The organism is Ferrovibrio sp. (assembly GCF_025869515.1).
Lineage (GTDB): Bacteria > Pseudomonadota > Alphaproteobacteria > Ferrovibrionales > Ferrovibrionaceae > Ferrovibrio.
Window position 1 is genome coordinate 41285 of record NZ_JAOZVR010000085.1, and the last position, 11382, is coordinate 52666.

14 protein-coding genes are annotated in these 11382 nt (G+C 65.7%); 11 read left to right on the top strand and 3 right to left on the bottom strand.

Going from position 1 to position 11382, the window contains the following annotated elements; translation table 11 throughout:
* Positions 1–96: 96 nt before the first annotated feature.
* From OJJ21_RS13780 to OJJ21_RS13820, 9 genes are all read left to right on the top strand, one after another.
* Positions 97–567 carry a hypothetical protein gene (locus tag OJJ21_RS13780; RefSeq protein WP_297687151.1) on the top strand — a complete coding sequence of 157 codons (471 nt, stop codon included), beginning with the start codon at positions 97–99 and terminating at the stop codon, positions 565–567.
* Between the two features lie 49 nt (positions 568–616).
* A complete protein-coding gene (locus OJJ21_RS13785; protein ID WP_297687152.1) occupies positions 617–838 on the top strand; it encodes a hypothetical protein in 222 nt (73 codons plus the stop codon).
* Between the two features lie 29 nt (positions 839–867).
* Positions 868–2502, top strand: a complete 1635-nt coding sequence (locus OJJ21_RS13790; RefSeq protein WP_297687153.1) for a portal protein — start codon at positions 868–870, stop codon at positions 2500–2502.
* Positions 2499–2726, top strand: coding sequence for a hypothetical protein (locus OJJ21_RS13795; protein WP_297687154.1), 228 nt, complete (start codon positions 2499–2501; stop codon positions 2724–2726). The genes OJJ21_RS13790 and OJJ21_RS13795 overlap by 4 nt, the downstream gene beginning before the upstream one ends.
* A gap of 54 nt (positions 2727–2780) precedes the next feature.
* On the top strand, positions 2781–3503 hold the full coding sequence (locus OJJ21_RS13800; protein ID WP_297687155.1) for a hypothetical protein: 723 nt from the start codon (positions 2781–2783) through the stop codon (positions 3501–3503).
* A 228-nt stretch (positions 3504–3731) separates the two neighbouring features.
* Positions 3732–4031 carry a 3TM-type holin gene (locus OJJ21_RS13805; protein WP_297687156.1) on the top strand — a complete coding sequence of 100 codons (300 nt, stop codon included), beginning with the start codon at positions 3732–3734 and terminating at the stop codon, positions 4029–4031.
* 162 nt (positions 4032–4193) lie between these two features.
* On the top strand, positions 4194–4538 hold the full coding sequence (locus OJJ21_RS13810) for a DUF952 domain-containing protein (protein WP_297687157.1): 345 nt from the start codon (positions 4194–4196) through the stop codon (positions 4536–4538).
* Entirely contained in the window at positions 4535–5161 is a 627-nt protein-coding gene (locus tag OJJ21_RS13815; RefSeq protein WP_297687158.1) for a 2'-5' RNA ligase family protein, read from the top strand. Before OJJ21_RS13810 ends, OJJ21_RS13815 begins: the two co-directional genes overlap by 4 nt.
* A complete protein-coding gene (locus OJJ21_RS13820; RefSeq protein ID WP_297687159.1) occupies positions 5158–6204 on the top strand; it encodes a quinone-dependent dihydroorotate dehydrogenase in 1047 nt (348 codons plus the stop codon). The genes OJJ21_RS13815 and OJJ21_RS13820 overlap by 4 nt, the downstream gene beginning before the upstream one ends.
* Before the next feature lie 169 nt (positions 6205–6373).
* Here the strand turns inward: OJJ21_RS13820 and OJJ21_RS13825 are convergent, their stop codons facing one another.
* Entirely contained in the window at positions 6374–7222 is an 849-nt protein-coding gene (locus OJJ21_RS13825) for a fumarylacetoacetate hydrolase family protein (protein WP_297687160.1), read from the bottom strand.
* A gap of 148 nt (positions 7223–7370) precedes the next feature.
* On the opposite strand from OJJ21_RS13825, the gene OJJ21_RS13830 reads away from it, so the two are divergent.
* Complete coding sequence (locus OJJ21_RS13830) at positions 7371–9200, top strand: ABC transporter ATP-binding protein/permease (RefSeq protein WP_297687161.1); 1830 nt, start codon at positions 7371–7373, stop codon at positions 9198–9200.
* On the opposite strand, the gene OJJ21_RS13835 is transcribed toward OJJ21_RS13830, so the two are convergent.
* Both OJJ21_RS13835 and OJJ21_RS13840 read right to left on the bottom strand, forming a co-directional pair.
* The gene (locus OJJ21_RS13835) at positions 9197–10129 is read right to left on the bottom strand and encodes a pyridoxamine 5'-phosphate oxidase family protein (protein WP_297687162.1); all 933 of its coding nucleotides are present in this window, start codon (positions 10127–10129) and stop codon (positions 9197–9199) included. The two genes, OJJ21_RS13830 and OJJ21_RS13835, sit on opposite strands and share 4 nt — an antisense overlap.
* Positions 10130–10131: 2 nt before the next feature.
* Positions 10132–10746, bottom strand: a complete 615-nt coding sequence (locus tag OJJ21_RS13840; RefSeq protein WP_297687163.1) for a glutathione S-transferase — start codon at positions 10744–10746, stop codon at positions 10132–10134.
* A 105-nt stretch (positions 10747–10851) separates the two neighbouring features.
* Between OJJ21_RS13840 and OJJ21_RS13845 the strand changes: the two genes are divergently transcribed.
* Positions 10852–11382 (top strand): LysR family transcriptional regulator (locus OJJ21_RS13845; RefSeq protein ID WP_297687164.1); only part of this gene is annotated, 531 nt, incomplete at its 3' end.

Sequence of the window (11382 nt, forward strand, 5' to 3'; positions counted from 1 at the left end):
ACGCGTTTGACATGAGAACATATAGGGAAATATGATGTCTCTTTAGGCGCGAATAACGCCTGTGTTCTGCTCGCATCGGGTCTGGATGTGAAACAGATGAGCGAAAATCCAGCTAAACCGGGATTTCAATCGCCAGCTCCGGCTGCGCTCGTCCCCGCCCGACCGGACCGGGCGGTGGTGGTCTTTGCCGAGGAAACCCGTCTGCCGAAGCTGCGCCGGCTCAAGCCGGGCTTTCGTCACTGCTATGCCTATATGGCCATGCCAGGCGGCTGGGTGGGCATCGACCCTTTGGCATATATGACTGAAATAAAAGGATTTTACGACTGGCCTGCGGATGCGGACCTGGCGACGCATCTGCGCGGCCTGGGGCAATGCGCCCTGACCGTGCCGGTCCTGCAGCCGCCGCGCCGGCTGGCGCCGCCGCTGCCGTTTTCCTGTGTCGAAGTGGTCAAGCGGCTGATCGGTTTGCAAAGCTGGTCTATAAGAACGCCATGGGAACTATTTCTGCATTTGCGGAAAATATGCCTTGACGATGGATTTGTTTCGTTCTATATTCCTTTTCGATAGGAACAAATAGCAAACACCAGAAGTCGATATTTAAAAGGGATTTGCCGCCATGGGTGGGATTTTCAGCTCTCCGTCACCGCCGCCGCCTCCGCCCCCGCCGCCCCCCGCGCCGGAACCGACCGAGAGCGAGGCCGAGCTGGCGGAGAAGGCGGCGCGCGAACGCCGCCGCCGCTCCCAGGGCGAGACCATCGCCACCTCTTGGCGTGGCGTCGATGACCCCAACACCGAAACCCTCACCGGCAAGGCGGGCAAGCGCCTGCTCGGCGAATGAGGACAGGTCCCATGCCGAGACACGATCACATGACAGTCGCGCAAAAGCCTGAGCACGATCCGCTGCGTCCCGAAGCACTGCGCCGCCGCTACGAGCGAATCCGCGGTCAGCGTGGCGCCTGGGAAGCGCTGTGGCAGGACTGCTACGACTATTCCCTGCCGGCGCGGCGCCCCGGTGGTCTTTCCGGTGGCCTGGGCGGAGGTGGCAATGCCAGCCGCGTCAACGAACGCCTGTTCGATGCCACGGCTGCCGATGCCGCCGAGCAGCTCGCTGCAACTTTGCTGGCGCAGCTCACGCCGCCCTGGTCGCGCTGGTTCGCGTTCCGGCCCGGCCGCGACGTGCCGCAGGAAAATCACGGCGCCATGGCCGGCGAACTGGATCGTGCTGCTGAATTGCTGCAGGCCCAGTTCGATCGCAGCAATCTCGCCGTGGAGCTGCACCAGGCGATGCTCGATCTCGTGGTTGCCGGTACAGCCTGCCTCGCCTGTGAGGAAGCGCCACTGGGTGAGGCGAGTGCCTTTCGCTTCAGTGCCGTGCCGCTGAACGATCTGGCGCTTGATGAAAGCGGCAGCGGCCGGCTCGATATCGTGTTCCGTCGCCAGGAACTGACGCTGGAACAGCTCGGCCAGCGTTATCCGGTACTGGAGCAACAGGCCTGGTTCACCACGCGGCGTCAGCGCGAGCCGGATGCAAGGCTCGGCCTGCTCGATTGCCTGCTGCCGGCACCGGCACCGCAATATGGCTATCTGTTTGCCACCGTCCTGGAAGATGGCGCGCTGAATGAGGATGCCAGCCTGCTCGGCGCGGGTCGCTTCGAGCAGCCTCCCTTCATTGCCTTCCGCTGGCTCAAGGCGCCGGGCGAGGTCTATGGCCGCTCGCCGGTGATGAAGGCGCTGCCCGATATCAAGACGGCGAACAAGGTGGTCGAACTCGTGCTCAAGAATGCCTCGATCGCTGTCACCGGTATCTGGCAGGCCGACGATGACGGCGTACTCAACCCGGCCAATGTGAAACTGGTGCCCGGCGCCATCATTCCCAAGGCGGTCGGCTCCTCGGGTCTGACGCCGCTGGCCGCGCCAGGCCGGTTCGACATTTCGCAGATCGTGCTCGACGACCTGCGTGCCCGCATCCGTCATGCCCTGCTGGCCGACCGGCTCGGCCAGATCGATGCGCCGCGCATGACGGCAACGGAAGTGATGGAACGCGCCGCCGAGATGGCGCGCCAGCTCGGCGCCACCTTCGGACGGCTGCAGTCCGAACTGCTCACGCCGCTGGTGCTGCGCAGCGTCGCCATCCTGCAGCGGCGCGGCGAAATTCCGCGCTTTGCCCTCGATGGCCGTGAAGTCGCATTGGTGCAGCAGTCGCCACTGGCGCGGCTGCAGGCCCAGGGCGACGTTCAGAGCGTGCTGACCTGGCTGCAGCAGCTGCAGGCGCTCGGGCCGGCGGCATTGCAGGTGGTCGATACCGTCGCCGTGGCACGCTGGCTCGGCCGCACGCTCGGCGTGCCGGGCGAATTCCTGATCGAGGCCGGCGAAGCACCGGCGGGCGGCGGCGCGGCCCTGCCGCAGCAACTGGCCCAGACTCTTACCGGGGCCGCCCCGCAACTGCAGCAGATGCTGCAGCAGCTGGCCGGTGCCCAGCAGACGACAGGCGCGGTGCAATGAGTGAGACAATGACCGATCCGATGCAGGGTGATCTCACCGCGGCGTTTGCGCGCTGTTTCCGCGGCAATGACGGTGAACGCGTGCTGGCGCATCTGCGCCGCATCACCATCGAGCGGCGCCCGGCACCTGATTGCAGCGATGCCGAACTGCGGCATCTCGAAGGCCAGCGTCATCTCGCCGCCTATATCGCGCAGCTGGTGACGCGCGGGCAGCTCGGCTCGTGAAGTTTATCGGAACATTTCAGGATCAGTGAAGAGATATTGGGAAAGGGAAATGCGATGACAGCCAACCTGCTTGATGCAGAAACGCATGACGATGCGGGCATCGATGCCGTGCCGGAGAAATTCCGCGACCCGCAGACGGGTGCGCTGCGCACCGATCTGCTGCTGAAATCCTATCGCGCGCTGGAGCAGAAGCTGGCCGGCATGGTGGTCCTGCCCGGCGACGACGGCGACGAAGATGCGCGGCTGCGTTTCCATCGCGCCCTCGGTGTGCCGGACTCACCCGATGGCTACGAGATCACACTCGGCAATCCTGCGCTGTCGACCGATCCGGATGTCAACCGCCGCCTGCACGAAGCGGGCTTCACACCTGCCCAGGCGCAGCTGGTCTACGATCTGGCCTGCGACCACGTGGTGCCGCAGCTGCATCGCATGGCCGGCGAATACCGCCTGCGCGGCGAACGTGATCGCCTGATGCAGCGCTATGGCAGCGAAGCGCGTTTTGCCGAGACGGCGCGCGCGCTCGAAGCCTGGGGTCGCCGCAATCTGCCCGAGCCGGTCTTCAACGCACTCGCATCGTCCTACGAGGGTATCGTGGCGCTGGAATCGATGATGCAGAACGGCGATCCGGCACTGACCCGCGGCGAAGGCGGCGGCGATCCCGCACTCAATGAAGATCAGCTGGTCGGCATGATGCGCGACCCGCGCTACTGGAAGAAACGCGACCCCGAGTTCCTCGCCAAGGTGACCGACGGCTTCAAGAGGCTGTACCCGGGCTGATCGCGTACGGCTGGCGCTCGCGACAGCCGCGATGGTCGCTCCATCGTGGCACCGCAGATGCCGGCCGACGACATTCCCGCCAACCGACAACCGCGAACCGGGCTTTTCCGGCGCGGCCGGCCGGCGCGGCGGCGACGGCGCCCCGTTTATTTCAGCGGGATAACGCCGCGGGCCGCATGAACCCGGCCGGACAACCGGCCCCGATAACTTTGACGAAAGGAGCGTCTGATGACGCCGACGATTGAACAATCCTTCGTCCGCCAGTTCGAGCATGAGCTGAACAAGATCGAGGCGGCACACCGCTCGGTGTTTGTTGCCGGCTGGCGGCCCGCCGTGGGCTGGATCTGCGCCGCCGGCGTCGGCTGGGCCTATCTCGGCCATCCGCTGTTCCTCTGGGCGGCGGCCCTGTGGTCGCCCGGCCTCAAACCACCGGAGATCCAGATCGACAGCCTGTTCGAGCTGGTACTCGCCATGCTCGGCATGGCGGGCTTACGCAGCTTCGAGAAGAGCACCGGACGGGCGAAGTGAGCGAGAACGTACACCACATCGTCACCCTCGGGCTTGTCCCGAGGGTCCATCTGCGTGTTCCGATGCGCGGAGGGTTGGGATGGATCCTCGGGACAAGCCCGAGGATGACGGAGTTTTTCCGGAAGGCTCCCGGTTGCGGCCGGATCATGCTATTTCCAGCCGATGACCGTGATCTACCGCATCATCTCGGAAACCGACTGGGCCGCGGCGCAGACTGCCGGTGCCTTTGCCGGCACCGCGCATGATCTCCGCGACGGCTTCATCCATTTCTCCACCGCCAGCCAGGCGGCCGAAACCGCGGCGAAGCATTATGCCGGCAAGACCGACCTGCTGCTGCTTTTCGTGCATGAGCAGGCCCTCGCATCCCCGCTTAAATGGGAACCCAGTCGCGGCGGCGCGCTGTTTCCGCATCTCTACGGCGCGCTGCCGGTATCGGCCGTGCATCGCGTCGAAACCCTGCCGCTCGGACCGGCCGGCCGGCATGTCTTTCCGGAGTCCATGCCGTGAGCGGTTTCCTGCGAGACCCTTTCTGGAACCGCCCGCTGGTCTCCTACACCGTCATGGCGATGCTGGACCCGGTGGCGCGCGACGCCTGCCTGCAGGTGCTGCGGCAGGTCGCCACCATTGCCGGGTCCGCCGACCGCCTGCTGGTGGCGCCGCCCGAAACGTTCCATCTCTCACTCTATGCCATCGCGCCGGTGCGCTCTGATTTCGACAAGGATGCCTGGTGGGCACAGCATGGCGAACAGGCCCTGGCCGTGTTTCGCCGCTGGTGTGATGCCCAGCCGGCCACCCTGCTGCATTTCCGCCAGCTGCGCGCCACGCCCACGGCGGTGATCGCCATCGCCGAACCGGACGATGCGGTCTGGAGCCTGCGCCGCATGCTGCGCGCCGACGTGCCACAGCCGCCGGGAGGCACGCCGGATTACGACATGATCCACATGACGCTGGCGCGCTATGCGCAGCCGGCGCAGCTGCCGGCGGATTTCGCGGCAAAAGTGGCGGCCTTGCCGCTGCAGATTGACGTATCGTTGCATCAGGCCTGTATCATGCGGGAAACAGCTTATCCGCTGCTGGGTGGCGAACCGGTCGAAACCCGCGCCCTGCCGGCGCCGGAGAACGTCTCATGAGCCTGTATCGCAATCTGGTCTTCCCGCTGGTTCGCCATGTCGATGCCGAGACCGCGCATCGTGCCACGCTAAAACTGCTGCGCTGCGCCCCGTTGCCGCCGCCGGCTGCCGACGATCCGGTGCTGGCCACCACGCTGTTCGGCAAACGCCTGTCCAACCCGGTCGGGCTGGCGGCCGGTTTCGACAAGAATGCCGAGGTGCCCGATGCCATGCTGCGGCTCGGCTTCGGCTTCGTCGAGGTCGGCGGTGTCACGCCGAAACCGCAGCCGGGCAATCCGCGCCCGCGCGTGTTCCGTCTTCCTGAAGATCGCGCGGTGATCAACCGCATGGGCTTCAACAACGAAGGGCTGGACGTCGCCGCGCAGCGGCTGGCGGCGCGCAGGGGGCGGCCGGGCGTGGTGGGGGCCAATCTCGGCGCCAACAAGGACAGCGCCGACCGGCCCGGCGATTATGCGATTTCCTACGAACGCCTGGCGCCTCTGGTCGATTTCGCCGTGGTCAATGTGTCGTCGCCAAACACGCCGGGTCTGCGCAACCTGCAGGGCCGCGAGGAGCTGGCCGCCCTGCTGGCGCGGCTGCAGCCGCTGCATGACAGGCTGAAAACGCCTCTGCTGGTGAAGATCGCGCCAGATCTGGCCGATGAAGACATCCAGGCGGTGGCCGAACTGGCGCTGCAGTTCAAACTCGACGGCATCGTCGCCACCAACACCACGATTGCGCGGCCGGACAGTCTGCGCAGCCCCAGTCGCGGCGAAACCGGCGGGCTCTCCGGCGCGCCATTGTTCGCGCAGTCCACGGCCGTGCTGAAACAGCTTTATGCCCATGTCGGCGGCCGACTGCCGCTGATCGGCGTCGGCGGTATTGCGTCGGGCGCGCAGGCCTATGCCAAGATCCGCGCCGGCGCCTCTGCCGTGCAGCTGTATTCGGCGCTGGTCTATGAAGGGCCGGGGCTGGTGTCGCGCATCAAGCGCGACCTGGCGGCCCTGCTGAAGCGGGATGGGTTCAGGTCAGTAGCCGACGCTATTGGCGTCGAGGCTCGTTAGAACTCTGCCGTCACCCTCGGGCTTGTCCCGAGGGTCCATCCCGTGGTCATGACATGCGGGATGGGGCAGATGGATGCTCGGCACAAGGCCGAGCATGACGGTTTATGGGAAAGAAAAAGCGCGACGCTTTCAGGCGCCGCGCTGTCGTAAACTGGAATTTTGTACCCGCTTACCCGTTCTTCACCGGATTGCGCAGCAGGCCGACCTTCTCGATCTCGATCTCGATGATGTCGCCATCCTTCATGTAGACTGGCGGGTTGCGCTTGGTGCCGACGCCGCCCGGGGTGCCGGTGGCGATCACGTCGCCAGGCTGCAGCGGCGTGAAGGTGGTCACATACTTGATGATCTTGCGGATGTTAAAGGTCATCAGCTCGGTGTTGGAAGACTGCATCACCTGGCCGTTCAGGCGGCTCTGGATCGCCAGCGCCTGGGCATCGGGGATTTCGTCCGCCGTCACCATCCACGGGCCGAAGCCGCCGGTGGCGTTGAAGTTCTTGCCCGGGGTGAACTGGCCGGTATGGGTCTGCCAGTCGCGCACCGAGCCGTCGTTGTAGCAGCTGTAGCCGGCGACGATGGAAAACGCGTCGGCTTCGCTCACCTTGTAGCCGGTCTTGCCGATGATCACGGCCAGTTCGGCTTCGTAATCCAGCTTGTCGGATTCGGCAGGCTTCAGCAGGGGCTGGTCATGGGCAACCTGGCTTTCCGGGAAGCGCACGAAGATGGTGGGATGGCCCGGCGGTTCGCGGCCCATCTCGCGGCGGTGCTCGTCGTAATTGACGCCGACGCAGACGATCTTGCCCGGATTGGGAATCACCGGCAGCAGCGTGGTGCCGGCCAGCTTCGCATCTGCAGCAACACCTTTCGCTGCCGCCTCCACCTCGGCCAGCGCACCGGCCTTCAGCACGGCCACCAGGTCGGGGTATTTGGCGCCCAGCCTGGCGCCCATATCGACGATGCCGTCACCGCTGACGACGCCATACGAGCTCTTGCCATTACGGACGAAGCTCACCACTTTCATCAGACTGCTCCCTGCCGGAAAAAAAGGACACGCGCTATAATCGGGGCAGACGATACGCTCGGGCCCCTGTTCAAACAAGTAGCGCCCCGACCGGCATGCCCCGCCTCAGTCCGCCCAGCCTAGTCCAGCCCCGAATGTCTGCCCAGCCATGACCACCTTGAAAAAATCGCTAGCCGCCTTGCTGATTCCGCGACTCTGGCCGACGGGGCGCCCCGACCTGCGCCGGCGGGTGGTGATTGCCTTCGTCTTCCTGCTGCTGGCCAAGCTGGTCAATGTCACGGTGCCGTATTTCTTCAAGCAGGCGGTCGATCTGCTCGACCGTGGCCTCAGCGCGGACCAATTGGCGATTGGCGCGGTACTCGGCATGGTGCTGGCCTATGGCATCGCCCGCATGCTGGCCCAGGGCTTCGGCGAACTGCGCGATGCGGTCTTTGCCAAGGTGGCGCAGGCCGCCATCCGCAATCTGGCGCTGGAAACCTTCAATCACCTGCATGCGCTGTCGCTGCGCTTTCACCTGGAACGCCAGACCGGCGGCCTGTCCCGCGTGATCGAACGCGGCACCAAGGGCATCCAGTTCGTGCTGCAGTTCATGACCTTCAACATCGTGCCGACGCTGGTCGAGATCGGCCTGGTCGGCGGTGTGCTGTGGTGGCTCTACGGCTGGGCCTTTGCCGCCATCACGGTGGCCACCATCGGCGGCTATATCTTCTATACTCTGGCGATCACCGAATGGCGCACCAAATACCGCCGCCAGATGAACGACGAGGACCAGCGCGCCAATACCCGTGCGGTCGACAGCCTGCTCAACTACGAGACGGTGAAGTATTTCACCAACGAGGCGCATGAGGCGCATCGCTTCGACGATGCCATGATGCGCTACGAGCGCGCCGCGGTGAAAAGCCAGACCTCGCTGGCCTATCTCAATCTCGGCCAGGGCGCCATCATCGCCGTTGGGCTGATCGCGGTGATGAGCCTCGCCGTGCTCGGCGTGCGCGACAAAACCATGACGCTCGGCGACCTGGTCGTGGTCAATGCCTATCTGATCCAGCTCTACCTGCCGCTCAATTTCCTCGGCTTCGCCTATCGCGAGATCAAGCAGGGCCTGATCGACATGGAGGCGATGTTCAAGCTGCTCGACGTGCCGCAGGAGGTGCAGGACAGGCCGGGCGCCCCGGCGCTGTCGGTCGAGCGCGGCGAAGTTGTCTTTGACGAGGTGCGCTTTGCCTACGATCCGCGCCGCGAGATTCTGAGCGGCGTCAGTTTCCGTATCGCGCCGGGCCGCAAGGTCGCCGTGGTCGGCGCGTCGGGTGCGGGCAAGTCGACACTGTCGCGCCTGCTCTACCGCTTCTACGACATCGGCGGCGGCAGCATCAGAATCGACGGCCAGGATATCCGCGAGGTCACGCAGCTCAGCTTGCGCAAATGCATCGGCATCGTGCCGCAGGATACTGTGCTGTTCAACGACACGATTCTCTACAACATCCGCTACGGCCGGGTTGAGGCCAGCGACGCCGATGTGGCCGAGGCAGCAAAGCTGGCGCAGCTCGATCACCTGATCGCGCGCCTGCCGGACGGTATGCAGACGATGGTGGGCGAACGCGGCCTGAAGCTGTCGGGCGGCGAGAAGCAGCGCGTGGCGATCGCCCGCGCGCTGCTGAAGAATCCGAAGATCATGGTATTCGACGAAGCGACCTCGGCGCTCGACACCCATACCGAACGCGAGATCCAGGCCGCGCTGAGCGCCGCCGCCGAAGGCTGCACCACGCTGGTGATCGCGCACCGGCTGTCCACTGTGGTGGATGCTGATGAGATCATCGTGCTCGATGAAGGCCGCATCGCCGAACGCGGCCGCCATCAGGCCCTGCTGGCGCAGGACGGGCTTTATGCGGCGCTGTGGCAGAAGCAGCAGCAGGCCCGCGAAGAAGAAGAAAAGGCCACCGGCGAGACGGTGGCCGTGCTGTCGGCCGCGGGGGATTAGGCCCAGCTGCCCGTTTCGATCAGCTGCGGCGCATAGGCCGGGTCGCTCCAGCGTAAGGGGAGGCCGCCTTCGATGATCTGGCCTTCCGTGACATGCAGGCGCAGCAGGCGCAGCGCGCCTTCGAAGGCCTCCACCTCCGGCCCGTCCCAGATCAGTTCGGCCCGCGCGGTCAACTGCAGCAGGTCGCCGGTGGCATAATCCACCACCAGGATACCGGCGCGCGCATCCAGCGCGATATTGCCCAGCGTGTTGAAAAAATTGTTGCCGCGGAAATCCGGTGCGGTCAGCACGCTGATGCCGTCGCGCTGCTCGACCTTGACGAAGCCCGGCTTGCCGCCGCGATGCGACACGTCGACGCCTTCGCCGCTTGCATGGGTGGCGATGAAGAAAGTGTCGGCTGCCGCGATCATGGCGGCGGCGCGATCCGACAGCAGCGCGCCTTCCGGCCGGCGCGGCGGCTGGCCGGCGGTGCCGACCAGGCGCGGCGCGCGGGCCTGGATATATTGCGGGCAGTTGCCGAAACTCTGCTCGACATGAACCGTGAAACCGCTGTCGTCCAGGGCGGTGACGCGGCCGTTCATGCGGTTGCGCCGCCGCGTTTCGGGCTGCAGGCCGAGGATGCCGAGCGGCGCGCCGGGCCGCAGGTGATGCTGCAGCAGATCGCCCGCCACCGGCTTCGCTGCCACATGCAGCGTCACCGGATCGGGCGACAGCACGAAGCCCGGCCGGCCGGCCAGCATCGAGGCCCAGGGCCGGCCGCGCTCGTCGACGCTGCCGACCACCAGCGTCGGCAGCAGGGCGAAGAAATCGCGATGCTGCTCGGGCATGAAGTCGCGCAGCACGACTTCCGCCGTCTTCTGCATGCGCTGCTGCAGCACCGGACTCACCCGCCGCTGCAGCGCCTGCTCGCCTTCATGGAAACGGCCCATCGCTAGGCCGCCATCGCGGTCTTGGGCATCGGCACGAAACCGGGCAGCGCCTCGATGCGGGCGAGCCAGGCGCGGATATGCGGCCAGGGCTGCAGCGACACGCCGCCCTCGGGCGCATGCGCGGTGTAGGAATACAGCGCCACATCGGCAATCGTCGGCGCGTTCCCCACCAGGAAGGCCTGCTGCGCCAGATGCTGTTCCAACACGGCGAAGAGCTGTGCTGCGATAGCCTTGGCGCGGTCGTGATCGAGCGGCGCCTTGAACAGTGTCACCATGCGCGCTGCCGCCGGCCCGCTCGCCAATTGCCCTGCGGCGACCGAGAGCCAGCGCTGCACCTGCGCCGCCTGCGCCGGATCGACGGGCAGCCAGCGGCGATCCTTGTCATAGCGGCTGGCGAGATAGACCAGGATGGCATTGCTGTCGGAAATGACAGTGTCGCCGTCTTCCAGCACCGGCACCTGGCCGAAGCTGTTCATGGCCAGGAAGGCCGGCTGCTTGTGTTCGCCGCCGCGCAGGTCGACATCGACCAGCTCGGCCTTCAGGCCGAGCAGGGCGAGGAAGAGTTCGGCGCGATGGGCATGGCCGGAGAGGGCGAAACGGTGCAGGCGGAGGGTCATGGCGGGGGTCCTTGTTTAAAGATGACACCGCCAATCTGGCATTTCCTCTGGAAAACAGAATAACCCGCTTTCGCAAGTCACTATTTCAGATTATGAAATAATGCCATGGACCGGCTGGACGCCATGCGCATCTTCATCGCGGTTGCCGAGAAAGCCGGCTTCGCCGAGGCGGCGCGGCAGCTGCGGCTGTCGCCGCCCTCGGTGACCCGGGCGGTGGCGAGCCTGGAGGAGCGGCTCGGCACCAGCCTGTTCCAGCGCAGCACCCGGCATGTGCGGCTGACCGAAGCCGGCGCACGCTTCCTGACCGATGCCCGCCGGATTCTCGCCGAACTGGCCGAGGCCGAAGCCTCGGTCCTCGGCGAGCATGGCGAGCCGCGCGGCGAACTGAGCATCACCGCCTCGCAGATGTTCGGCCGCATCCATGTGGCGCCGCTGGTGCAGGACTTCCTCAACCTGCATCCGGCGGTGAGCGCCCGCCTGCTGCTGATCGATCGCGTCACCAACCTGATCGAGGATGGCTTCGACATCGCGGTGCGCATCGCCAACCTGCAGGATTCGAGCCTGAGCGCGATCCGCGTCGGCCATGTGCGCCGCGTCGTGGTGGCATCGCCGGACTACCTGGCGCGTCATGGCGTG